Origin of the sequence: Nocardia sp. NPDC047648, from assembly GCF_040642815.1 — a bacterium.
In the GTDB taxonomy this organism is placed as follows: domain Bacteria; phylum Actinomycetota; class Actinomycetes; order Mycobacteriales; family Mycobacteriaceae; genus Nocardia; species Nocardia gamkensis.
Genome location: NZ_JBEYSX010000011.1, coordinates 158856 through 181696 on the forward strand (window position 1 = coordinate 158856; position 22841 = coordinate 181696).

At 68.3% G+C, this 22841-nt stretch carries 20 protein-coding genes, 1 tRNA gene and 1 pseudogene; 16 read left to right on the top strand and 6 right to left on the bottom strand.

Annotated features, from left to right (window positions below; genetic code table 11):
• Window positions 1–19: 19 nt before the first annotated feature.
• Entirely contained in the window at window positions 20–718 is a 699-nt protein-coding gene (locus tag ABZ803_RS23135) for a hypothetical protein (RefSeq protein ID WP_357041697.1), read from the bottom strand.
• A 344-nt stretch (window positions 719–1062) separates the two neighbouring features.
• Window positions 1063–1149 (bottom strand) — tRNA-Leu (locus ABZ803_RS23140).
• 224 nt (window positions 1150–1373) lie between these two features.
• Between ABZ803_RS23140 and ABZ803_RS23145 the strand changes: the two genes are divergently transcribed.
• From ABZ803_RS23145 to ABZ803_RS23185, 9 genes and pseudogenes are all read left to right on the top strand, one after another.
• Window positions 1374–1991 carry an ANTAR domain-containing response regulator gene (locus tag ABZ803_RS23145; protein WP_040866041.1) on the top strand — a complete coding sequence of 206 codons (618 nt, stop codon included), beginning with the start codon at window positions 1374–1376 and terminating at the stop codon, window positions 1989–1991.
• Window positions 1992–2217: 226 nt separating this feature from the next.
• On the top strand, window positions 2218–3417 hold the full coding sequence (locus tag ABZ803_RS23150; protein WP_357042021.1) for a branched-chain amino acid ABC transporter substrate-binding protein: 1200 nt from the start codon (window positions 2218–2220) through the stop codon (window positions 3415–3417).
• Between the two features lie 94 nt (window positions 3418–3511).
• The gene (locus ABZ803_RS23155) at window positions 3512–4549 is read left to right on the top strand and encodes a branched-chain amino acid ABC transporter permease (RefSeq protein ID WP_357041700.1); all 1038 of its coding nucleotides are present in this window, start codon (window positions 3512–3514) and stop codon (window positions 4547–4549) included.
• Window positions 4546–5964, top strand: a complete 1419-nt coding sequence (locus tag ABZ803_RS23160; protein ID WP_357041703.1) for a branched-chain amino acid ABC transporter permease — start codon at window positions 4546–4548, stop codon at window positions 5962–5964. The genes ABZ803_RS23155 and ABZ803_RS23160 overlap by 4 nt, the downstream gene beginning before the upstream one ends.
• Window positions 5961–6914 (top strand): annotated as a pseudogene (locus ABZ803_RS23165) (ABC transporter ATP-binding protein); the annotation flags it as partial. The gene ABZ803_RS23160 and the pseudogene ABZ803_RS23165, both read left to right, overlap by 4 nt.
• Window positions 6915–7082: 168 nt before the next feature.
• Complete coding sequence (locus ABZ803_RS23170; RefSeq protein WP_245548902.1) at window positions 7083–7778, top strand: ABC transporter ATP-binding protein; 696 nt, start codon at window positions 7083–7085, stop codon at window positions 7776–7778.
• Between the two features lie 108 nt (window positions 7779–7886).
• Complete coding sequence (locus ABZ803_RS23175; protein WP_357041706.1) at window positions 7887–9563, top strand: DUF885 domain-containing protein; 1677 nt, start codon at window positions 7887–7889, stop codon at window positions 9561–9563.
• A gap of 109 nt (window positions 9564–9672) precedes the next feature.
• A complete protein-coding gene (gene polA / locus ABZ803_RS23180; RefSeq protein ID WP_357041709.1) occupies window positions 9673–12417 on the top strand; it encodes a DNA polymerase I in 2745 nt (914 codons plus the stop codon).
• A 196-nt stretch (window positions 12418–12613) separates the two neighbouring features.
• On the top strand, window positions 12614–13111 hold the full coding sequence (locus ABZ803_RS23185; protein ID WP_357041712.1) for a carbonic anhydrase: 498 nt from the start codon (window positions 12614–12616) through the stop codon (window positions 13109–13111).
• A gap of 69 nt (window positions 13112–13180) precedes the next feature.
• Here ABZ803_RS23185 and ABZ803_RS23190 read toward each other — a convergent pair whose 3' ends face one another.
• Window positions 13181–13495: a DUF6191 domain-containing protein gene (locus ABZ803_RS23190; protein ID WP_357041715.1), complete on the bottom strand. Its 315-nt coding sequence runs from the start codon at window positions 13493–13495 to the stop codon at window positions 13181–13183.
• 426 nt (window positions 13496–13921) lie between these two features.
• On the opposite strand from ABZ803_RS23190, the gene ABZ803_RS23195 reads away from it, so the two are divergent.
• The gene (locus ABZ803_RS23195; RefSeq protein ID WP_062970839.1) at window positions 13922–14359 is read left to right on the top strand and encodes an alpha-isopropylmalate synthase regulatory domain-containing protein; all 438 of its coding nucleotides are present in this window, start codon (window positions 13922–13924) and stop codon (window positions 14357–14359) included.
• A gap of 176 nt (window positions 14360–14535) precedes the next feature.
• On the opposite strand, the gene trxA is transcribed toward ABZ803_RS23195, so the two are convergent.
• Together trxA and ABZ803_RS23205 are read right to left on the bottom strand one after the other, a co-directional pair.
• Window positions 14536–14907, bottom strand: coding sequence for a thioredoxin (gene trxA, locus ABZ803_RS23200; protein ID WP_357041719.1), 372 nt, complete (start codon window positions 14905–14907; stop codon window positions 14536–14538).
• 47 nt (window positions 14908–14954) lie between these two features.
• Window positions 14955–15485, bottom strand: a complete 531-nt coding sequence (locus tag ABZ803_RS23205; RefSeq protein WP_357041722.1) for a 2'-5' RNA ligase family protein — start codon at window positions 15483–15485, stop codon at window positions 14955–14957.
• Window positions 15486–15563: 78 nt separating this feature from the next.
• On the opposite strand from ABZ803_RS23205, the gene ABZ803_RS23210 reads away from it, so the two are divergent.
• The 4 genes from ABZ803_RS23210 (at window position 15564) to ABZ803_RS23225 (ending at window position 19561) form a co-directional block, all read left to right on the top strand.
• Window positions 15564–16658 (top strand): isocitrate/isopropylmalate family dehydrogenase, encoded by a 1095-nt coding sequence (locus ABZ803_RS23210; RefSeq protein ID WP_357041725.1) that lies wholly within the window; start codon window positions 15564–15566, stop codon window positions 16656–16658.
• A 291-nt stretch (window positions 16659–16949) separates the two neighbouring features.
• Entirely contained in the window at window positions 16950–17813 is an 864-nt protein-coding gene (locus tag ABZ803_RS23215) for an ABC transporter substrate-binding protein (RefSeq protein ID WP_357042024.1), read from the top strand.
• 3 nt (window positions 17814–17816) lie between these two features.
• Entirely contained in the window at window positions 17817–18776 is a 960-nt protein-coding gene (locus ABZ803_RS23220) for an amino acid ABC transporter permease (protein ID WP_357041728.1), read from the top strand.
• A 32-nt stretch (window positions 18777–18808) separates the two neighbouring features.
• The gene (locus tag ABZ803_RS23225; RefSeq protein ID WP_357042027.1) at window positions 18809–19561 is read left to right on the top strand and encodes an amino acid ABC transporter ATP-binding protein; all 753 of its coding nucleotides are present in this window, start codon (window positions 18809–18811) and stop codon (window positions 19559–19561) included.
• Between the two features lie 6 nt (window positions 19562–19567).
• Here ABZ803_RS23225 and ABZ803_RS23230 read toward each other — a convergent pair whose 3' ends face one another.
• Window positions 19568–20467 (bottom strand): LysR family transcriptional regulator, encoded by a 900-nt coding sequence (locus ABZ803_RS23230; RefSeq protein WP_357041732.1) that lies wholly within the window; start codon window positions 20465–20467, stop codon window positions 19568–19570.
• 71 nt (window positions 20468–20538) lie between these two features.
• Between ABZ803_RS23230 and ABZ803_RS23235 the strand changes: the two genes are divergently transcribed.
• Entirely contained in the window at window positions 20539–21873 is a 1335-nt protein-coding gene (locus ABZ803_RS23235; protein WP_357041735.1) for an FAD-binding oxidoreductase, read from the top strand.
• 78 nt (window positions 21874–21951) lie between these two features.
• A complete protein-coding gene (locus ABZ803_RS23240) occupies window positions 21952–22836 on the top strand; it encodes an SPFH domain-containing protein (RefSeq protein WP_357041738.1) in 885 nt (294 codons plus the stop codon).
• Window positions 22837–22841 lie beyond the last annotated feature (5 nt).

Below are 22841 nucleotides of genomic sequence, written 5' to 3' on the forward strand. Positions count from 1 at the left end.
TGCCGAGATACCACCTGTTTCAGCGACGGACTCCACCCGGATCCGGCATCGGCGGCGGGTGCCACCCGGCGGGGGGACTCGGCGGCCGCTGATGCACAGGAGGTGGAGGTTGCATCGGAGTACGGGGCCGCCTCCCGCGCTCGCCACTTCTGTTCGAGGAGGCCAGTTTTCGATGACGATCGTAGGACAGTGCCGCCCACCTCAGGAAGAAAGCCGGGAACAGGCCGGTGACAATTCCGATGACGAGAACGCCGAGCAAGGTGCCGAGAACATTTTCGTAGGGCGGAAATCCGGCAGCGAGAACGCCCAGCGCGAAAACCGAGATCATCCAGGCGAATACGAGGTAGTAAAGCCCCCGCAGCATTCTTCCGCCCGCCGTGTCGATGCTGCCGATCAACCACATCTCACTGACCTTGTTGCGCTGGCGAACCATCTGCGGCTGGTGCATCGCTTGCGCTTGGAGGAGTGATTCCAACGCAGTTGATATTATCGACTCCGCTTTTTTCGAGAATTCAGGGGAATCGCTGCCGTTGGCGCCCTTGATCGATTCCCATATTTGTACGGCAGCGAGCTGGTCGTGAGCCGAGCTGACCAACTTGTTCCGGCGTGCCTCCAGGTCGCGAGCCGCCCGGCGCTGCTCCGATATGCCTATCGCTGCTACCAGGCCGGCCGTTATGGGACCTGCCAGAATTGCGACTGTTACTTCCGTCCCATCCATCCGACAATTCCTCTCCCGCGTGGGGTGAGTCGATGACGACTTGGCCGCAAACTTTGAGCAAATTCTAACACCGCGGAGGTCGCCCACTGAAGTCTCGAAGCGTGCGGAAGGGCATTCGTGTGGTGCCGAGTTGTGTTCCGCGAAAGCTCGCGCGGCCGCTCCAGCGTGCCGGAACGGCTCCCATTTCTCGGAGCGAGGAATCGGTCTGCCGTCGACGCGCGGGGAGCCGACGCTCGCGGACGCCATGCGCTGCCGCCGGGTGGGTTTCCGGCCACTGCCGCCGGTGCCGGAATCGGTGGGCGATCGCCCTGCGCGAGGTGCGGCGCGGAGCCTGCGCTCCACCGTGGTGCCGAGTGTGGGACTCGAACCCACACGTCCTTTCGGACAACGGTTTTTGAGACCGTCGCGTCTGCCAGTTCCGCCAACTCGGCGCACCGGGTGGCAACTATAGCGGGTCGGGTGGCGTGAGCGCGAATGGGTTGCCCTTCGCGGCGCGAGGGCGCGGTTTGCGCAGGGTATATGCGTTCTATGTCGAAGTGAAAGGTACTCTTTACATCACTCGACAGCCCGATGGATGGCCGATGGTCGCCCGGTGCGAGCGCGGCTTTCTTTCGGTTGGGTCGGGACAGGGCATCGGAACCAGAGGGGTCTACCTATGAGCACAGCAGCTGGGGGCACCGGCACCAAGCGGGACGCCGGGGCGAAGCGGGTCGTCGTCGCCGAAGACGAGGCGCTCATTCGCATGGATCTGGTCGAGATGCTGACCGAAGAGGGCTATCAGGTGGTCGGCGAGGCGGGTGACGGCCAGCAGGCGGTGGATCTCGCGGTGGAGCACCGGCCGGATCTGGTCATCATGGATGTGAAGATGCCGCGCCGCGACGGCATCGACGCGGCGGCCGAGATCGCGTCGAAACGCGTTGCCCCGGTGGTCATCCTGACCGCGTTCAGTCAGCGCGATCTGGTGGAACGGGCGCGCGACGCGGGCGCGATGGCCTACCTGGTGAAGCCGTTCACGAAATCGGATCTGGTGCCCGCCATCGAATTGGCGGCCAGCCGCTTCCACGAGATCACCGCGCTGGAGAGCGAGGTCGCGAATCTCGCCGAGCGGCTCGAGACGCGCAAGCTGGTCGAGCGTGCCAAGGGTGTTCTGATGCAGACGCAGGGCCTTTCGGAGCCGCAGGCGTTCAAGTGGATTCAGCGCACCGCAATGGACCGCCGCACCACGATGAAGGCGGTCGCCGAGGTCGTCTTGGAGAACCTGACACCGAAGTGACCGTGCGCGCGGCGGGAGAATTTACGCAGTCGAAACGTCGCGGTGAAGAAGAATTCGAAACGATGTCGCGCGCATGATCCGAATGTGATGCGGAACTAACGTACCGACGCTATGTTCTGACCGGGCTGATGTCTCGGCCTCCTCGGCGACCCCGGGGGAGCACAGAACTTAGATGAGGTGAAACGTGCTTAGTTCGACATGGCGCAGTCGCTCGACGCGAGCTGTTCTGGCCGTCGGCGCCGCCGCCGCGCTGGTGCTGACCGGTTGTAGCGACAAATCCACCAGCAGCGGTTCGGATTCCTCGGGCACCAACGGCGCGGGCGGCCTGTCCATCCAGCCGCTTCTCCAGGTCGACCAGCAGGGCAAGGAAGTGCCCAAGGCGGACGCGGCCGCGGCGGCCGACCCCGCGGGTGACGGCAAGGCGACCTGCGCGCCCGGAACGGCCATCGCGATGGCGGGTGCGCTGACCGGCCCCGACGCCGCGCTCGGCATCAACATCGTCAACGGCGTCAAACTCGCCCTGGACAAGCACAACAAGGCCAACCCGGGCTGCAAGATCGAGCTGAAGCAGTTCGACACCGAGGGTGACCCGCAGAAGGCCACCCAGGTGATCCCGCAGATCGTCAACGACCGCTCGATCATCGGGCTGGTCGGTCCCGCCTTCTCCGGCGAGACGAAGGCGACCGGCAAGATCCTCAGCGATGCGGGCCTGGTCTCGGTCACCTCCTCGGCGACCAACGCCACGCTGACCCAGAACGGTTGGACCACCTTCTTCCGCGGTCTCGCCAACGACGACGTACAAGGGCCCTCGGTGGCGAAGTACCTGGTCAACGGTGCGGGCTACAAGAAGGTCTGCGTCATCCAGGACAACACCGACTACGGCACCGGCCTGGCGAAGTCGATCACCGAGGGCCTCGGCGCCGCCGCCGACCCGGCGTGCGCCGCCAGCATCAAGAAGGGCGACAAGGACTTCTCCGCGACGGTCACCAAGGTGGCGGCCGCGAATCCCGACGCCATCTTCTACTCCGGCTACTACTCCGAGGGCGCGCCGCTGGCCCAGCAGTTGAAGTCCGGTGGGGTGAAGGCGGTCTTCGTCTCCGCCGACGGCACCAACGACCCGCAGTTCGTCGCCCAGGCGGGCAGCGCCGCCAAGGGCGCGAAGCTGTCGTGCCCGTGCGGTCCCGCCCCGGAGAAGTTCGCCGCGGACTACGAGGCGCTCAACGGCCAGGCGCCCGGTGTCTACTCCGTCGAGGCGTACGACCTGACCACGATCCTGGCCAAGGGCATCGACGGCGGTAAGGTCACCCGCCCCGACCTGCTCGACTATGTACGGACGTACGACGGTGCCGGCCTCGCGCGTCAGTACAAGTGGAACCCGAACGGCGAGCTGACGAACGCGCTGATCTGGGTGTACGAGGTCAAGTAGTCCCGGAACCCGGGCGAACGGCACGTACGGGGGTTCATCCGAATCCCCGTACGTGCCGTTGTTCGGTGGGCGAAAGGATGAGGGGCAGAAATCAATGAAACAAACGCTATCGGCCGGTGCGATTGAACTCGCTGCCGGTTCGATCGACTTCAACTACGAGGGGTTGGCCGACAGTTTCTGGCGGCTGACCGTCGACGGCGTGACATACGGCGCCATCTACGCGTTGGTCGCCGTGGGCTACACCTTGGTCTACGGCGTATTGCGGCTGATCAATTTCGCCCATTCGGAAATTTTCATGCTCGGGCTGTTCGGGCAATTGGTCGGTTTGATGATCTTCGGATTCGTCGCGAGTCCGGACGTGTACACCCAGGGCGTGGTGCTCACCGTCGTCTATCTGGGCTTGGCGATGATCGTGGGCATGCTGGTATCCGGCGGCGCGGCCGTCGGATTGGAGCGGGTGGCCTACCGGCCCCTGCGCAAACGGGGCGCGAAACCGCTGGCCTTCCTGATCACGGCGATCGGCATGTCGTTCGTGCTGCAGGAGCTGGTGCACTTCGTGTTGCCGAAGCTGCGCCCCGATCTCGGTGGCACCAACGCTCAGCAGCCGATCCGGCTGGTCGAGCCGACCATTCAGTTCAGTTTCGGCGGTGCGGACGTCACCAACATCATGCTGCTGATCGTCGCGGCGGCGGTGGTGCTGGCGATCGCCACCGAGGTGCTGATCAACCGGACGAAGTTCGGCCGCGGCATCCGGGCCGTGGCCCAGGACCCGGACACCGCGACGCTGATGGGCGTCTCGCGCGAACGGGTCATCATGCTGACCTTCCTCATCGGCGGCGTGCTCGCGGGCGCGGCGGCGATGCTGTTCACGCTGAAGATCCCGAACGGGATCATCTACTCCGGCGGGTTCGTGCTCGGCATCAAGGCGTTCAGCGCCGCGGTGCTGGGCGGTATCGGCAATCTGCGCGGTGCGCTGCTCGGCGGCCTGCTGCTCGGTGTGGTGGAGCAATACGGCCAGATCCTCTTCGGCACCGAGTGGCGCGACGTGGTCGCGTTCGTGGTGCTGGTCCTGGTGCTGATGGTTCGCCCGACCGGCATCCTCGGCGAGAGTCTCGGAAGGGCGCGCGCATGACCGACACGACCAAGACGGCGTCCGCGCCGGACACCGCGCGCCGCGGCCTCGGCGATGCGATCCGCACCTGGTGGGACGGCCTGAGCAGGCCCGCGCAGTGGGGTGTCGGCGTCCCGATCCTTCTGCTGCTCGCGCTGCTGCCGCTGTTCCCGCCGCCGCTGCTGAACACCCCCTCCTACAACTTCGGCCTGGTGATGGCGCAGGTCGCGATGTACGCGCTGCTGGCCATCGGCCTCAATGTGGTGGTCGGGCAGGCGGGTCTGCTCGATCTGGGCTACGTCGGTTTCTACGCGGTCGGCGCCTACACCGTCGGCCTGCTCACCAGCCCCAACAGCCCGTGGAACCAGACCGACGGCGGCTGGCTCGATCCGAAGTGGGCATGGCTGGCCTGCCTGCCGATCGCGGTGGCGGTGACCGCGGTATCCGGCCTGATCCTCGGTTCGCCGACGCTGCGGCTGCGCGGCGACTATCTGGCGATCGTGACCCTCGGCTTCGGTGAGATCGTGCGCCTGCTCGCCGAGAACCTCACCGAGATCACCAACGGCAGCCTCGGCCTGTCGGGTGTGGCCTACCCGCACGTCGGCGAATCCGCGAGCAAACCGGAGGGCGTGTTCTCCGGCGGCAACAGCGGCGATCCCGACAGCGTCAACCTCCTCGACCGCGCGAGCTACGGCACCTACTGGTATTGGTTCGGCATGGCGCTGGTGGTCGTGGTGCTGCTGGTGGTCGGCAATCTGGAGCGCAGCAGGGTCGGCCGCGCCTGGGTGGCCATCCGCGAGGACGAGGACGCGGCCGAGATCATGGGCGTGCCCACGTTCAAGTTCAAGCTGTGGGCCTTCATGATCGGCGCCGCGGTCGGCGGCATGTCCGGCGCGATCTACGCCGGGCAGGTGCAGTTCATCAACCCCACCGGCTTCAACATCATCAACTCGATGCTGTTCCTGTGTGCGGTGGTCATCGGCGGGCAGGGCAACAAACTCGGAGTGATCTTCGGCGCGTTCGTCATCGCCTACCTGCCCGCGCGGCTGCAGTCGGTGAACCTGGTCGGCAACGAGTCGACCGGGTATGTCCTGCTGGCGATCGATGTCGCGGTGTTCGTCGCGCTGATCGTCGCCTGGCGGTTGTGGGCAGGCAGGCTGAGCGTCTGGCCACGGCGCGGGGTGATCACCGGCATGGTGGTGACCGGCGTGCTGGCGCTGCTGTTGCTCGGCAGCGTGCTGCTGTTCCGCAAGGGCGGCGCGCAGTCACTGGGCGACCTCAAATATCTGTATTTCGGTATCGCGTTGGTGGTGATGATGATCTTGCGTCCGCAGGGTCTTTTCCCGGTGCGCCAGAAGCTGCTCACCTACGGCAGGCAGGTGTATCTGGCCGTGCGCAGACCGGTCGCCGCCGAGCCGATCGGAGCGGGACGATGACCGGGCCGGGCGCGGGCGACGCGCTGTTCGACAACGAGGACATGGCCGCGGGTTACGTGGCCGAACCGCAGCCGGAGTCGGCGGGCACGGTCGACGTCACCCAGGTGATCCCGGACCTCGCCGACGCCGAGACCGTCGCGGAAGTCGTCGCGCCGCATCGCGATATCGAGACCGCGGTGGGCGAGCCGCTGCTGCGCACCGAGGGCCTGACGGTGCGGTTCGGCGGTCTCACCGCCCTGGACCAGGTGAGTTTCGAGATCCGCCGCGGCGAGATCCTCGGTCTCATCGGGCCCAACGGCGCGGGCAAGACCACCTGCTTCAACGCGATCACCGGTGTCTACCAGCCCGCCTCCGGGCTGGTGTACTTCGACGGCAAGCCACTGACCAAGACCAAGCGCAACGCGATCACCCGCCTCGGCATCGCGCGCACGTTCCAGAACGTGCGGCTCTTCGGCGAGATGACCGCCTTGGAGAACGTCGTGGTCGGCACCGACGCACGGCACCGGACCTCGGTGCCCGGCGCGGTGTTCCGCACGCCGCGGCATCGGCGTGAGGAACGCGACGCCATCGAGCGCGGCATGGCGCTGCTGGAGTTCGTCGGCATCGCCCCGCGCGCGGTGGAGAAGGCGCGCAATCTGTCCTACGGCGACCAGCGCCGCCTGGAGATCGCCCGCGCACTGGCCACCGAGCCGAAGCTGCTGTGTCTGGACGAGCCCGCGGCCGGGTTCAATCCGAGTGAGAAGTCCGCGCTCATGGATCTGATCCGCAAGATCCGCGACGACGGGTTCACCGTGCTGCTGATCGAGCACGACATGCGGCTGGTCATGGGGGTGACCGACCGGATCGTGGTGCTCGAGTTCGGCCGCAAGATCGCCGACGGGCTGCCCGCGGACATCCGCGACAACCCCGCCGTGATCGCCGCGTACCTCGGCGTGCCGGATACCGAGGTTGGCGAATCCGGTTCTCCCGCAACAGCAGACGGCGAAGACGAGTCCACGTCGGATCCGGAGCCCGCGGCCGTGCCGCTCGGCAAGACGGCGGTCACCGAGCCGGTGCCCGAGGCGACGCGCGAGCCCGCGGGCGCCGGTCGGGGAGCCCCGCTGCTCGAAGTCGAGAACATGGTCGTCAACTACGGCAGGATCCAGGCGCTGCACGGGATCTCGCTGAGCGTGGCCGAGGGCGAGCTGGTCACCCTGCTCGGCGCCAACGGCGCGGGCAAGACGACGTCGATGCGCGCGATGTCCGGGCTGCTGCCGCTGACCCGTGGCCGGATCATGTTCGAGGGCCGCGACATCACCCGGATGAAGGCGCACGAGCGGGTGACACACGGGCTGATCCAGGCGCCGGAGGGCCGGGGCGTGTTCCCCGGTATGACGGTGCAGGAGAACCTCGACATGGGTTGCTATGGAAGGGGTTTCAAGCAGAAGGCCGAGTACGACCGGACGCTGGAGTGGGTGTTCGAACTGTTTCCCCGGCTGCTCGAGCGGCGCAAGCAGGTGGGCGGCACGCTCTCCGGCGGTGAGCAGCAGATGCTCGCCATCGCCCGCGCGCTGATGGCACGGCCGCGGCTGCTGCTGCTCGACGAGCCGTCGATGGGCCTGGCGCCCATGGTGATCCAGCAGATCTTCCGGATCATCAGCGAGATCAACCAGCAGGGCACCACGGTGCTGCTGGTGGAGCAGAACGCCCAGCAGGCGCTGGCCCGCAGCGACCGCGCCTACATCATGGAGACCGGTGAGGTCACCAAAACCGGTCGCGGCGCGGAACTGCTCACCGATCCCGCGGTGAAATCGGCGTATCTGGGCGTGGGTTAGACGCCCGCCTCGCCGTGCGCGGGCCGGGGACGTGTCATGCGTGCCCGGTGCCCGGCAGGCGCGCCGACTCCGGTGCCGCGCGCGCCTGCTCGAGGCATGATCGTGACCATGGATGGTCACGACGAGCTGATGAGCCTGGCCGAGCGGTATTGGGACAGTGTGCTCGAGGCGGCGCCGAGTGAGGCTACCTTGCTCGGCGACCGCCGCTTCGACGATCGGATCGAGGATCTGTCCGTCGACGCGGAGCAGCGGTTGCTGTCGACCTGGCGCGATCTGCTGCGCGCGGTCGACGCGCTCGACGCGGAGCCGTTGAGCCCCACCGACCGCATCACTCGCAGCCTGTTGCGCACCGAGTTGAGCGGCGCGGTCGAGCATCTGGAATGGCGGCCGGTGGAGATGGCCTCCGACCAGATGAACGGCGTGCACGCGGGCGTGCTGATGGTGGCGCCGCAGACGAACGCGCCGCGGCCCGAGCACGCGCTGGCACTGGTGCGGCGCTACCGGCAGTTCGGTGACATGCTCGGCCAGGCCGTGGAACGGTTCCGGGCGGGCCTGGCCGCGGGACGAGCGCCCGCGCGGATCACCATCGAGCGTTCGCTCAACCAGCTGGACGGTTACCTGGATTCCGACCTCGCCGCCGACCCGTTCGTCACCTTCGCGGGACCGGAGGGCTGGGACGGCGAGGCCGCGTGGCGCTCCGAAATGGCCGACGTGACGCGGGATGTCATCCGGCCCGCGTTCCAGGTCTACCGCGACGCGCTGTACGACGAGTTGCTGCCCGCCGCCCGTCCCGACGACCGGCCCGGCCTCGGCTGGCTCGGCGCCGACGGCGAGGACATCTACCAGCGACTGCTGCGCCACCATACGACGCTGCCCGATCTGGGCGCCGACGAGATCCACGACCTCGGGCTCACCGAGCTGGCGAAGCTGCGCGAGGAGTACGCGACGGTGGGCGCGCGCCTGTTCGGCACCGGCGATCTCGGCGAGATCTTCGCCCGCCTGCGTGACGATCCCGCGCTGTGCTACGACGACGCGGAGCAGATCGTGTTCGACGCCCGCCGCGCGCTGGCCATGGCGGGCACCGAGATGGGGAACTGGTTCGGGCGCCTGCCGAAGGAGTCCTGCGACATCGTCCCGGTGCCGGAATTCCTCGCCGCGGATTCGCCCGCGGCGTACTACTTCCCGCCCGCCGCCGACGGTTCCAGGCCCGGCACGTATTTCGTCAACCAGCACCATCCCACCGGCCGCGGCCGCTACGAGACCGCGTCGGTGGCCTACCACGAGGCGATTCCCGGCCATCACCTGCAACTCACCATCGCCAACGAACTCGACCATCTGCCGCGCTTCCAGCGCCAGTCCTTCGCCAACACCGCTTTCGTCGAAGGATGGGCGCTCTACACCGAGCGGCTGGCCGACGAAATGGGTTTGTACGAGGACGATCTGGGCCGGCTCGGCATGCTGGCCGGAGACTCGTGGCGCTCCTGCCGTCTGGTGGTCGACACCGGCTTGCACGCGAAGGGGTGGAGCAGGCAGCAGGCCATCGACTTCATGGTGGCCAACGCGCCGGTCGGACTGGCCGAGATCACCGTCGAGGTGGACCGCTACATCGCCATGCCGGGGCAGGCGGTCGCCTACAAGGTCGGCCAGCTGGAGATCTTGCGCCAGCGGGTGGCGGCCACCGAGCGGCTCGGCGCGGACTTCGACATCAAGGCATTCCACGACGTGGTGCTCGGCTCCGGATCGGTGAGCCTGCCGGTGCTGCGAGAACTGGTCGCCACGCTGTGACGGCCGCGGGGCGCGATCGACACGCGTCCCGTGAGCCGGAAGTCCGGCGCCGGGGGCACCTGGGTGTCGGCGTATCGCCTTGTCGGTGCCGGTCCCTAGACTCTGGGGCGTGAGTTCACCCACGACCGCTCCGCGTCCCGCCCCCGCGTCCGGCTCCGGCGATCCCGGCTCGGGAGACCGGCCGACGTTGCTGTTGCTGGACGGGCATTCGATCGCCTATCGCGCGTTCTTCGCGCTACCTGCGGAGAACTTCAAGACGGTCACCGGGCAGACCACGAACGCGGTCTACGGCTTCACCGCGATGCTGATCAACCTGCTGCGCGACGAGAAGCCCACGCACGTGGCCGCGGCGTTCGACGTCTCGCGCCAGACCTTCCGCGCCGAGGCGTACCCGGAGTACAAGGCCAATCGCAGCGCCACCCCGGACGAGTTCCGCGGCCAGGTGGAACTCACCAAGGACGTGCTGGGCGCCTTGGGCATCCCGGTGATGGCGATCGAGGGCTTCGAGGCCGACGACCTCATCGCCACGCTCACCACGCAGGCGACGGCCGCGGGCTTCCGCGTGTTGATCGTCACCGGCGACCGGGACTCCATCCAGTTGGTGAACGAGAACGTCACGGTGCTGTACCCGCGCAAGGGCGTCTCCGACCTGACCCGGTTCACCCCGGACGAGGTGATGGCGAAATACGGCCTCACGCCCAACCAGTACCCCGATTACGCGGCGCTGCGCGGCGACCCGAGCGACAACCTGCCCGGTATCCCGGGCGTGGGGGAGAAGACCGCCGCCAAATGGATCCGCGAGTACGGCGACCTGAACACCTTGGTCGAGAAGGTCGACCAGGTGAAGGGCAAGGTCGGTGACGCGCTGCGGGCGAACCTGAGCAGCGTGGTGCTCAACCGGCAGCTCACCGAACTGATGCGGGACGTGCCGCTGCCGTACACCCCCGACCAGCTGGCGCAGGGGCCGTGGGACCGCGAGAAGATCCATCAGCTGTTCGACGACCTCGAATTCCGCGTGTTGCGCGACCGGCTGTTCGAGACGCTGGCGCCGCCGGAGCCGGAGGCGGAGGCGGGTTTCGAGATCAGCGGCGGCGCGCTGGAGATCGGCGCGGTCGCGGACTGGCTCGGCGAGCACGCGAAAGCCGGTGTGCGCCACGGTGTCTCGATTCTCGGCACGGGCTCCCCGGCCGGTGGTGACGTCCGCGCGCTTGCCATCGCGGCGGGCGACGGCGAGAGCGGGTACATCGACGTCACCGTGCTCACCCCCGAGGACGAGGCCGCGCTGGGCGCCTGGCTCGCCGACCCGGCGGTGCCGAAGGCGCTGCACGAGGCCAAGGCCGCCGTGCACGCGCTGCGCGGCCGCGGCTGGACCCTCGGCGGGCTGGCCAGCGACACCGCGCTGGCGGCGTATCTGGTCCGCCCGGGCCAGCGCACGTTCAACCTCGACGACCTGTCGCTGCGCTACCTGCACCGGGAGTTGCGCGCCGAGACCGGCGAGACCGCGCAGCTGTCGCTGCTCGACGAAGAGGACGCCGTCGACGCCGAGCTGGCGCGGGCGCAGATGCTGCGCGCGCGTGCCGTCGCGGACCTGGCCGACGCGCTCGATGGGGAACTGGCCCAGATCGAGGCCACTCCGCTGCTGGCGGAGATGGAACTGCCGCTGCTGGGTGTGCTGTCCACCTTGGAAGAGGCGGGCATCGCGGTGGATACCGACCAGCTCGCGACGCTGCAGCGGCAGTTCGCCGATCGGGTGGCCGAGGCGGCCGAGGCGGCCTATGAGGTGATCGGCAAGCAGATCAACCTCGGCTCGCCCAAGCAGTTGCAGGTGGTGCTGTTCGACGAGCTGGACATGCCGAAGACCAAGCGCACCAAGACCGGCTACACCACCGACGCGGACGCGCTGGAGTCGCTGTACGAGAAGACCCAGCATCCGTTCCTGGAGCATCTGCTCACGCACCGCGACGCCACCCGCCTCAAGGTCACCGTCGACGGCCTGCTCAAATGCGTCGCCGACGACGGCCGCATCCACACCACGTTCAACCAGACGATCGCGGCCACCGGGCGGCTGTCCTCGACCGAACCGAACCTGCAGAACATCCCGATCCGCACCGACACCGGCAGGCAGATCCGCGACACCTTCGTGGTCGGCTCCGGCTACCAGTCGCTGATGACCGCCGACTACAGCCAGATCGAGATGCGGATCATGGCGCACCTGTCCGGGGACGAGGGGCTGATCGAGGCGTTCAACTCCGGTGAGGACCTGCACACCTTCGTGGCATCCAAAGCGTTCGACATCCCGATCTCCGAAGTGAGTCCGGAACTGCGCCGCCGGATCAAGGCGATGTCCTACGGCCTGGCCTACGGGTTGAGTTCCTATGGCCTGTCCGCGCAGCTGAAGATCAGCACCACCGAGGCGAAGGAGCAGATGGAGGTCTACTTCGCCCGCTTCGGCCGCATCCGCGACTACCTCTACGAGGTGGTGGAGCAGGCGCGCAAGGTCGGTTACACCGAGACGCTGTTCGGCCGCCGCCGCTACCTGCCCGATCTGGACTCCAGCAACCGGCAGCGCCGGGAGTCGGCCGAGCGGATGGCGCTCAACGCCCCGATCCAGGGCACCGCGGCCGACATCATCAAGGTGGCGATGATCAACGTGCACCGGGCGATGCGCGAGGCGGGGCTGCGCTCCAGGATGCTGTTGCAGATCCACGACGAACTGCTGTTCGAGGTCGCCGACGGGGAACGAGAGACGCTCGAGGCGCTGGCACGCGAGCAGATGTCCGCCGCCATCGCCCTTTCCGTGCCGCTGGAGGTATCGGTCGGCGTCGGCCACAGCTGGGATTCCGCCGCGCACTGACCGGCGCGGCGCAGGAGGACATGCCGGGCCCGACCGCAGGGGCCCGGCATCCGGCATCCGGAGAGCTACTATCGGGCCGCCGCGTGCAAGTAAACGAATCACGGTGAACGGGACGGATGCCCCGTGCCGCGCGGCCACCTACCGTGGGGCTGGTCGTACCGAGGGATTCACGCATACCGAGCGCAGGGGATGGCCCATGACTGTCACCGATGAGTACCTGGAGAACAACGCGGCCTACGCGAGCACCTTCCGGGGCCCGCTGCCGCTACCGCCCTCGAAGGGCGTGGCCGTGGTCGCGTGCATGGACGCGCGGCTGAACGTCTACGGCGCGCTCGGCCTCGCCGAGGGCGAGGCGCACGTCATCCGCAACGCGGGCGGCGTGATCACCTCCGACGAGATCCGCTCGCTGGCGATCAGCCAGCGACTGCTCGGGACCAGGGAGATCATCCTGATCCACCACACCGATTGCGGCATGCTCACCTTCACCGACGACGACTTCAAGGCGAGCATCCAGGAGGAGACCGGCATCAAGCCGGAGTGGTCGGCGGAGTCGTTCTCCGACCTGGAAACCGATGTGCGCCAATCGATCGCGCGCATCGTCGCCAGCCCCTTCGTGCCGCACAAGGACTCGATCCGCGGTTTCGTGTTCGACGTGGCCACCGGCAAACTGAACGAGGTCCTTGTTCGCCGGTAAGGCGAATTTCCCACTGTGCCAGTGAGATCCGGGAGAGATTCCCCGGATCTCACTGTGTTCCGGCGTATTTCACGAGAGCTGGCGCGGAACGAGGCGCGCCGAACCCGCTGTGAGGTCCACGTCGTCGCGCGGCGGCGCGCCGTCGGAGGGGTCCTCCCGGTGCATGAGCGTCGTCATGCGCTGCTCGAACTCGTGGTGTTTGCCGCCCTGGAAGACTGCCGTGACCTCCTCGAAGCCCGCGGCCGCCACGGGACGGCCGGACCGCGCGCGAGTCCAGGGCAGTGCTCGGCTGCCGGTGAGCCTGTTCCAAGCCACTTCGGCGAAGGCCAAGAGGATGAGCAGTACCGCCAGACCCGGGATGGTCATGGCCACGAGGAGACCCATGTCACCGACGCTACCCTCGTACCGGCCGCAACGTCCTGAACTGCGGGGATGGTACTCGTCAGTAGACAAATCGGGCATCGGATGTGGTTGCTATTGCGCCGCGATGTCCCTATCCTCGATGCCGTGCCGAATCCCGCCGACCGCCGCAGTGCAGCGCTCACCGTCGCAGACCGCGACGGCGCTCTGCTTTCGGCGTCGCTCATCGGGCCCTCCGTGGCTGCGCAGGCTACCGCCTCCGAGTCCGAGGTTCGCGCCGAGCTACTTCCGCTCATCGCGACGGTGGCGCCGCGTCTCCGAGTTCTCGTAGTAGCCCGCCGTAGCGGGGTCTGATCCGGGCCGGCCCCCTCGCTGCGGGCTTTTCCACTTGTTAGTGCTGGTCCCCTCTGTCAACTGAGCCACGACATTCTTCGGGAAGACCTACTTTCAATGACCATCCTGACTCTTGATACAGACCTGTTCCACGCCGCCGCTCCCAAGGCCCTACGTGCCGAAGCGGCCGGGCTGACCTCGGCGGAGTTCCACAGCCGCTACTGTGCGCACGGCGGTCCGATCCGCCTCGGCGAATGGTCGCCCGCCGGCGCCAGGACCGCGGAGTTCACCGCCACGCTGGAGTTCGCGGGCCATCTGCGGACCGTCATCGCCACCGGCAGCCCCGTCGCGGCGATGACCTCGGCCCTCTACGAGGAGGGCTATCCCGTGGAGATCCTGCAATTCCACCAGCGGCGCACCGCGGAGGGCACCGCCACGTTCGTGCAGTGCGAATGCAACGGCAGGCGCGGCTGGGGCGCGGCGATCGCGGACGACGGCGCCGAGTCGACGGTCCGCGCCATGATCGCGGGCGTCAACCTGCTCGGCGTGTCCTGAGATCCGGCGTGCGGCCGCGGGGCGGCAGTACGTCGCCCCGCGGCCGGACGCTGACCGGCGCCGGACGTGGAGCGGGCCCGGATACGGGCTGCCGCCTTCGCGTGTCCGTACCCGGGCCCGAATCAATACCGTTGCGGCGCAAGGCCTGTCGCGCCGCGTGGTCCACCGAGGGTCTGCTACTCGGCGGCCTGCTGCTGCTCGGCGATCTGCTTGCGCACCTCGTCCATGTCCAGCGCCTTGACCTGGCTCACCAGATCCTCGAGCGCCGCGGGCGGCAGCGCGCCGGGCTGCGCGAACACCAGCACGCCCTCCCGGAAAGCCATGATCGTCGGAATGGAGCGGATGTTCGCGGCCGCCGCGAGGCCCTGCTCGGATTCGGTGTCGACCTTTCCGTGCACCACGTCGGGGTGCTTGTCGGAGGAGGCCTCGAAAGTCGGTGCGAAACTCTTGCACGGACCGCACCAATCGGCCCAGAAATCGACGAGTACCACGTCGTTTCCGGTGACTACCTCGTCGAAGTTCTGCTGGGTCAGCGTCTGGGTGGCCATGACGTCCTCTCGTTTCGGTGTGCCTGCTACAACGCGGGCTGCTCCGGTTATCTTCCACGGCGGATCCGGCCGACCGGCCACTCGCGCCGCTGATCCCCGTCCCATCGACGGATACCCAGCACGGTCGCCGGAAAATCCCGGTCCCTGGCGACGGCGTGGATCGCCTCGCCGAGTTGGTGCGGCGGCACCCGCCTGGCCAGGGTGATGTGCGGGGTCCACGCGTCCGGTCGCACATTGGCAGGCACGCCGGGGCACGGGGAGATCGTGTGGAAGATCCGGCGGTGCAGGGTGAGCAGCGCCTCGGTCGGCACCACCAGCCGCACCAGGATGCAACGGCGCGCACCGAAGACCACCACGCCACCGAGCCGTACCGGGATCGGCGCGAAGATCTGCTCGTCGAGCGCCTGCTCGATGCGCGGCCAGATCTGCTTCGCCACCGCGGCGGTGATGTGCGGACGATTGGACTCGTCGGTGCGCGCGGCGAGACTCCGCACACCGGCCTCCGCGAGCAGTTGCCACTGCCTGCGGATCTCGGCGTCCGCGGCCTCGTCGAGAAGTAGTTCGACCGACTGCACCATGGTCCCCGAAGGTAACCGCACTCGGCGTGTCCGCGGGCCGCTTCGGGCAGCCGGGCGCGTCGGCGGGAGGATGTTGCGGTGAACGACGCGAACCAACCCCGCCGGAACCGGGCGCTGCGGCTCGGCCTGATCGATGGCGACGGTATCGGCCCCGAGGTGGTGCGAGCGGCCCGGCAGGTAGTCGACGAGGCGCTGGCCGCCGCGGGAGCCACGCCGGTCGAATGGGTGCCGCTGCTCATGGGGCACCACGCCATCGCCGAGTTCGGCACCCCGCTGCCCGAGCGGACGCTCGAGGAGCTGGCCGGGGTGGACGCGTGGATTCTCGGCCCGCACGACAACGCGTCCTATCCGGCCGAACATCGCGTCGCGCCCGGCGGCCTGATCCGCAAGCATTTCGGCCTCTACGCCAACATCCGTCCCGCGCGGGCCTTCGCCGGTGTGCACGCCGCGGCGCCGGACATCGACCTGGTGATCGTCCGGGAGAACAGTGAAGGGTTCTACGCCGACCGCAACATGTTCGCCGGGTCGGGGGAGTTCCGGCCGACGCCGGACGTCGCGATGTCGGTGGGGCTGGTGACCCGTGCGGCCTGCGAGCGGATCGCGCACCAGGCGTTCCGGCTGGCCGCGACACGGCGCAAGCGGGTGACCATCGTGCACAAGGCCAACGTCCTGCCGTTGACGATGGGGCTGTTCCGCGACGTCTGCCACGAGGTCGGCCGGGCATACCCGGGGATCGAGGTGGACGACGAACACGTCGACGCGGCGGCCGCTCACCTGGTCCGAGCCGCCGCCGACTACGACGTACTGGTCACCGAGAACCTGTTCGGCGACATCCTGTCCGACCTGGCCGGGGAATTGAGCGGATCGCTCGGGCTGGCCGCGTCGCTGAACTGTTCGGCCACCACGGCGATGGCCCAGGCGGTGCACGGCGCGGCGCCGTCGCTGGCCGGGCACAACCGGGCGAACCCGGCGGCGCTGCAGTTGTCGTCGGCGATGCTGTTGCGCTGGCTGGCGACCCGGGACGCCGAGGTGACCTTGGCGCGGGCGGGTGAGCGCATCGAGCGGGCCGTGGCCGCGACCTTCGAGGCGGGCATCGCCACCGCCGATCTCGGAGGGCTCGCCTCCACCGGTGAGTTCACCGAGCAGGTGTGCGCCAGGGTGCACCGCCGGTAGCCGGAACCGGCCGTTCGTACGCCGTCGGCGTTCGCTCGCCAAGGGCTCCGCGCGGCCCGCGCCCGGTCCTGAATTCGCAGGTCAGCGACCGGGAGGGTAGGGTGTCCCGCCGGTGAACCGGCATGGACGGCGCGCCCGGTCGTGTTGCTGTTGCATTACTGTCCAGCGCGGAGCGTCCTGGTCGCTTAGATTGCCAAACGGGTGGTGACGCCCGGGTTTCGTGGAGCCGAAATGTGGAGGGCTGTTGTGTCTGATCGTTCGTTTCTCGGCAGGCGCGCCCTGCGAGCCACCATGGGTGCGCTCGCCGCGGGTGCGTTGGTACTGACGGGCTGTACTACGAACACCGAGGACACCGGACCCTCGGCGGCCAAGGTGCAGGTGGACAAGGTCGACGAGATCGCCGCGCAACTCCCCGACAAGATCAAGCAATCCGGCAAGCTCGCCGTCGGCGTGAACATCCCCTACCAGCCGAACGAGTACAAGGACGCCGGCGGCCGGATCGTCGGCTTCGACGTGGACCTGATGGACGCGGTCGCCTCCGTGCTCGGCGTCGAGGCCGAATACGTCGAGTCGGCCTTCGAGAAGATCATCCCCTCGATCCAGGCCGGAACCTACGACGTGGGCATGTCGTCGATCACCGACTCCAAGGAACGCGAGCAGCAGGTCGACTTCACCACCTATTTCAACGCGGGCGTCCAGTGGGCCCAGCAGAAGGGCAAGCCGGTCGACCCGGAGAACGCCTGCGGCAAGAAGGTCGCCGTGCAGGCCACCACGGTGGAGCACACCGACGAGGTGCCCGCCAAGAGCGCCAAGTGCGTCGCCGAGGGCAAACCCGCCATCGACATCAAGCCGTTCGACGAGCAGAGCGCCGCGACCAACGCGCTGGTGCTCGGCCAGGTCGACGCCATGTCGGCCGACTCGCCGGTGACGGCGTACGCGATCAAGCAGAGCGGCGGCAAGATCGAGAACGCTGGCCCGGTGTTCGACTCCGCGCCCTACGGCTGGGCGGTGCCCAAGGGCGCGCCGCTGGCCGCCGTGTTGCAGAAAGCGGTTCAGCACCTGATCGACACCGGCAAGTACCTCGAGATCACGAAGAACTGGGGCGTCCAGGAAGGCGCCATCACCAAGTCCGTCGTCAACGGCGCTGTGAGCTGATCGATGACGGACGACGACACTCGGCCGGCGCCCGGCGATCCCGGGCCCGGCGGAGCGGACCAGGCGCGGGAGCCGGAGCCGATCAAAGCGGTTCCGCTGCGCAGGCCGGGGCGCTGGATAGCGGCGGCGGTCATCCTCGTCTTGGTGGCGCTGTTCGTCTACGGCGCCGCGACGAACCCGGCCTATCGCTGGGATACCTACGGGAAATACCTGTTCGACACCCGGATCACCGCGGGCGCCATCGTGACGCTGGAACTGACCGTGTGCGCGATGGCGATCGCGGTCGCGCTCGGGACGACCCTCGCCGTCATGCGGTTGTCACCGAATCCGGTGTTGCGGAGCACGGCGTGGGTGTATCTCTGGATCTTCCGCGGCACCCCGGTGTTCGTGCAATTGGTGTTCTGGGGGCTGGTCCCCTCGCTGTACCGGCAGATCCACCTGGGCATCCCGTTCGGACCGCAGTTCTTCGAGTTCGACGTGCAGCACCTGCAGGCCGCGTTCGCCTTCGCGGTGCTCGGCCTCGGTCTCAACGAAGCCGCCTACATGGCCGAAATCGTCCGGGCCGGAATCAATTCCGTCGGTGAGGGGCAGCGGGAGGCGTCGTTCGCGCTCGGCATGTCCTGGAGCCAGACCATGCGCCGCACGGTGCTGCCGCAGGCCATGCGCGTGATCATCCCGCCGACCGGCAACGAGCTCATCGGCATGCTGAAGACCACCTCGCTGGTCACCGGCATCCCGCTGAGCACCGATCTGTTCGGCCGGGCGCGCGATATCTACGGCGTGAACTTCCAGCCCATCCCGCTGCTGCTGGTCGCCGCCACCTGGTACTTGGCCATCACGAGTGTGCTCATGGTCGGGCAGTACTACTTGGAGCGCTATTACTCGCGCGGCGTCTCCCGCCGGCTGACCGCCAAACAGCTACAGGAACTCGCCGACGCGCAGCAGGGGGAGAAGGCGAAATGAGCGTGGATGTCGAGAAGGCCACCGCCCCCGCGATGATCGTCGCGGACCGGGTCTGCAAGAACTTCGGCGCGCTACAGGTACTCAAGGGCGTTTCCCTCGAAGTGGGCCGCGGCGAGGTGATGTGCCTGATCGGTCCGTCCGGCTCGGGCAAGTCCACCTTTCTGCGCTGCATCAATCACCTGGAACAGGTGAACGCGGGCCGGCTCTACGTCGACGGCGAGATCGTGGGCTACCGGGAGAAGAACGGCAGGCTCTACGAGATGCACCCGCGCGACGCGGCCAAGCAGCGCCGCGAGATCGGCATGGTGTTCCAGCACTTCAACCTGTTCCCGCACCGGACCGCGCTGGAGAACGTCATCGAGGCGCCCACCCAGGTGAAGAAGCTGCGCAAGGCGGACGCGGTGACCAGGGCGAGGGAACTGCTGGACCGGGTCGGCCTGGCGGACAAGGCGAACGCCTACCCGGCGCAGCTGTCCGGCGGTCAGCAGCAGCGCGTGGCGATCGCCCGTGCGCTGGCCATGGACCCCAAGCTCATGCTGTTCGACGAGCCGACCTCCGCGCTGGATCCGGAGCTGGTCGGGGAGGTCCTCACGGTCATGCGGGAACTCGCTCGCTCGGGCATGACGATGGTCGTGGTGACCCACGAGATGGGCTTCGCGCGGGAGGTCGCCGATCAGCTGGTCTTCATGGACGGCGGGGTGGTCGTGGAGGCGGGAGCGCCCGGGGAGCTGCTGGCCGATCCTCGGCACGAGCGCACCAAGGCGTTCCTCTCGCGCCTGCTCTGAGCCGATTCACGCGTCGGCGCGCAGGGCGATGCGCAGCTGCCCGAGCAGGACTTTGGCCGCCGGACTCGCGGGACGGTCGGTGCGCCAGGCCAGCGCAAGGCGCCCGCGCAGTTCCGGCTCGACGATGCGGACGGTCCGCACCCCGAAAGCCGCGGCCTCCTCGGCGGTGAGTTCGGGTACGACGGCGACGCCGAGACCGCGTGCGGCGAGGCGCAGCAGCAGGGCGGGCGCCGCCGCCTCGTAGGCGATGCCGGGCTCGAATCCGGCCGCCGCGCAGGCTCGCTCGAAGACGCCGCGAATGCCGGTGCCCGGCGTGAGGCAGATCAGCGGGCGATCCCGCAGCGCGGTGAGCGCGACCTCGTCGCCGTAGCCGGGATCCGCTGCGGCCACGGCGGCCACCACCGCCGTCTCCAGCACCACTTCGACGCCGATGGCCGGATCGAGTTCCGCGCCGGTCATCCCGACCAGGGCCATATCCAGCTCACCGCGGTCGAGCGCGGTGAGCATCCGCTCGGAGGTGTCCTCGGTCAGGCTGATACCGATCTGCGGGTGGTCGTGGTGGAAATCGGCGAGCACGGCGGCGACGTCGAATTCCTCGACCGCCGCCCCGGAGATCAGCCCGATCCTGACCTGACCCCGCAGCAAACCGGTGAACTCCTCCGTCGTGTGGGTGATCCGCTCGGCGGCGGCCAGTGCCGCCCGCGCGTGCGGCAGGACGGCGGCGCCGACCTCCGTCGGAGTGACCGTGCGCCCGCCACGGTCCAGTAGGGGGTGGCCCAGTTCGCGCTCCAATTGCCGGATCTGCGCGCTGAGTCCAGGCTGGGCCAAGTGCAGCCGAGCAGCCGCTCGAGTGAAGCTCGCCTCCTGGACGACCGTGACGAAGTAGCGCAGCTGTCGCAGTTCCATAAGCAACCATTATAGAAACAAGAAAAACTATCTGTTTTACTTCTTTCAGCTTGTGCAGCAGGGTCGAAGTCATGGAAAACAACATCTTCACCGGCCCGGTCTTCCGTCCGGGCGACGAGGGCTACGACGCGGAGATCGCCGGGTTCCAAACCGCCTACACGCACCGGCCCGGGTTGATCGTCGGCGCCGTGCACGCCGAGGACGTGCGCGCCGCCGTGGAGTACGCCGCGCGCCGCGAGCTGCCGATCGCCGTGCAGGCCACCGGCCACGGCCTGTCCGTCGCCACGGAAGGCGGCGTGTTGATCAGCACGCGGCGGATGACCGGCATCCGGATCGATCCGGCGCGCCGGAGCGCGCAGGTCGGCGCGGGGGTGCGCGCGGGCGCGCTGGTCGAGGCCGCGGCCGAGCACGGGCTCGCGCCGTTGAACGGTTCGTCGCCGTCGGTAGGTGTGGTGGGCTACCTGCTCGGCGGGGGAGTCGGGTTGCTCGCACGGCAGTTCGGGTACGCCGCCGAGCACGTGCGGACGATCGAGCTGGTCACCGCCGACGGCCGGGTGCGCACGCTGACACCGGACGACGAGCTGTTCGGCGCCGTCCTCGGCAGCGGAGGCAACTTCGGCGTGGTGACGGCGCTGGAGGTCGGGCTGGTCCCGGTCACGACGGTGTACGGCGGCCAGCTCGTGTTCGACACACCGCTGGTCGAGCCGGCGCTGGAGGCGTGGCGGCGTTGGACCGCGACCGTGCCGGAAGAACTGACCTCGACGGTGAGCATGCTCGCCTTCCCGGACATCCCGCAGGTCCCCGCACCGATGCGCGGGCGGTACGTCGCCTCGATCCGCATCGCGTACAGCGGTCTCGCCGAAGAAGGCGAGCGTCTGGTCGCACCGCTGCGGGCGGTCGGGGAACGAATGAAGGACGACCTGCGGGCGATGCCGTACACCGAGTCGCACACCATTCACAGCGACCCCGACCATCCGCATGCCTACGCCGCCGCCAACGCACTGCTCGGCGAGTTCACCGAGAAGACGGCCGCGGCGTTGCTCGAGGTCGCGGGGCCGGAATCCGGCGCCGGAGCGGTTGTCGACGTCCGTCACCTCGGTGGCGCGCTGGCTCGCGCGAGCGACGCCGGAATCGCGGTGGACCATCGCGACGCCGCCTACATCGTGCGGATCATCACCGGCCCGGAGGACGCCGCGGCCCGAGCGGGCATCCGTGCCGCGCTGACGCCGTGGACGCTGGGCCACAGCCTCAATTTCCTCTACGGCGCGGGCGCCGACGCGGACGAGGCGCAGACTCGCGCGGGTTATCGGCCGGATACCTACGCCCGGCTCGCCGCGCTCAAGGCCCGGCACGATCCGCGCAACCTGTTCCGCTTCAACCGCAACATCCGGCCGCACGCCGGGTGATCTCCCGCCGCCGCGCGTAGTGTGGCGCGGCGATGCCATGCTATCTTCGTGATATCACTTTGATATTCGGAGGATGTCATGCAGTTTCGACCCGCGTTCCACGTCAACGGTTTCCTGGTGCTGCTGGGGTGGTTCGTGCTCACCCTCTTGTTCGGCGGCGCCGCGGTGCTCGGCTTCGTCGTGGGCGCCCGGCACGACAACGCCGCCGCCGTCATCGGCGCGGTGGCGGCGATCGTCGTGGTCGTCGTCTTGCTGCTGGCGGCGACCGGCCTGACGGTGGTGAACCCGAACGAGGCCAAAGTGGTGCAATTCTTCGGCCGCTACATCGGCTCGGTGAGCGAGCCGGGCTTCTTCTCGGTGCTCCCGCTGACCGATCGCAAGAGCATCTCGCTGCGCGTGCGGAACTTCGAGACCCAGAAGCTCAAGGTCAACGACGCCGACGGCAACCCGGTGGAGATCGCCGCGGTGGTCGTCTACCGGGTGGTGGACAGCTTCAAGGCCGCCTTCGCCGTGGACGACTACGAGGAGTACGTCGAGACCCAGTCCGAGGCCGCCGTCCGGCACCTCGCCACGACGCATCCCTACGACGCGCACGAAGCGGACCGCACCAGCCTGCGCGACGGCGCCGAAGTGGCCGAGGAGCTGACCGTCGAACTGCGTGACCGCACCGAGATGGCGGGTATCGAAGTCCTGGAGGCGCGGATCACCCACCTCGCCTACGCGCCCGAGATCGCCCAGGCCATGCTGGTGCGCCAGCAGGCAGCCCAGGTGGTCGCCGCGCGGACCCGGATCGTCGAGGGCGCCGTCGGCATGGTCGGCTTGGCGCTGGAGCGGCTCGCCCAGCAGGGCGTGGTGGAACTGGACGAGGAACGCAAGGCGGCGATGGTGTCGAACCTGCTCGTCGTGCTGTGCGGTGATCGCGCCACCCAGCCCGTCGTCAACGCCGGTTCGCTGTACTCGTGAGGCGG

Excerpts from the sequence above, each read along its gene's own strand:
- ABZ803_RS23195 (WP_062970839.1), top strand. The coding sequence starts at position 13,922 with ATGACCATCCTGACTCTTGATACAGACCTGTTCCACGCCGCCGCTCCC.
- ABZ803_RS23190 (WP_357041715.1), bottom strand. The coding sequence starts at position 13,495 with ATGGGTCTCCTCGTGGCCATGACCATCCCGGGTCTGGCGGTACTGCTC.
- ABZ803_RS23145 (WP_040866041.1), top strand. The coding sequence starts at position 1,374 with ATGAGCACAGCAGCTGGGGGCACCGGCACCAAGCGGGACGCCGGGGCG.
- ABZ803_RS23155 (WP_357041700.1), top strand. The coding sequence starts at position 3,512 with ATGAAACAAACGCTATCGGCCGGTGCGATTGAACTCGCTGCCGGTTCG.
- ABZ803_RS23175 (WP_357041706.1), top strand. The coding sequence starts at position 7,887 with ATGGATGGTCACGACGAGCTGATGAGCCTGGCCGAGCGGTATTGGGAC.
- ABZ803_RS23205 (WP_357041722.1), bottom strand. The coding sequence starts at position 15,485 with ATGGTGCAGTCGGTCGAACTACTTCTCGACGAGGCCGCGGACGCCGAG.
- ABZ803_RS23185 (WP_357041712.1), top strand. The coding sequence starts at position 12,614 with ATGACTGTCACCGATGAGTACCTGGAGAACAACGCGGCCTACGCGAGC.
- trxA (WP_357041719.1), bottom strand. The coding sequence starts at position 14,907 with ATGGCCACCCAGACGCTGACCCAGCAGAACTTCGACGAGGTAGTCACC.
- ABZ803_RS23230 (WP_357041732.1), bottom strand. The coding sequence starts at position 20,467 with ATGGAACTGCGACAGCTGCGCTACTTCGTCACGGTCGTCCAGGAGGCG.
- ABZ803_RS23225 (WP_357042027.1), top strand. The coding sequence starts at position 18,809 with ATGATCGTCGCGGACCGGGTCTGCAAGAACTTCGGCGCGCTACAGGTA.
- ABZ803_RS23215 (WP_357042024.1), top strand. The coding sequence starts at position 16,950 with ATGGGTGCGCTCGCCGCGGGTGCGTTGGTACTGACGGGCTGTACTACG.
- ABZ803_RS23220 (WP_357041728.1), top strand. The coding sequence starts at position 17,817 with ATGACGGACGACGACACTCGGCCGGCGCCCGGCGATCCCGGGCCCGGC.
- ABZ803_RS23135 (WP_357041697.1), bottom strand. The coding sequence starts at position 718 with ATGGATGGGACGGAAGTAACAGTCGCAATTCTGGCAGGTCCCATAACG.
- ABZ803_RS23240 (WP_357041738.1), top strand. The coding sequence starts at position 21,952 with ATGCAGTTTCGACCCGCGTTCCACGTCAACGGTTTCCTGGTGCTGCTG.
- ABZ803_RS23235 (WP_357041735.1), top strand. The coding sequence starts at position 20,539 with ATGGAAAACAACATCTTCACCGGCCCGGTCTTCCGTCCGGGCGACGAG.
- ABZ803_RS23170 (WP_245548902.1), top strand. The coding sequence starts at position 7,083 with ATGGTCGTCAACTACGGCAGGATCCAGGCGCTGCACGGGATCTCGCTG.
- ABZ803_RS23160 (WP_357041703.1), top strand. The coding sequence starts at position 4,546 with ATGACCGACACGACCAAGACGGCGTCCGCGCCGGACACCGCGCGCCGC.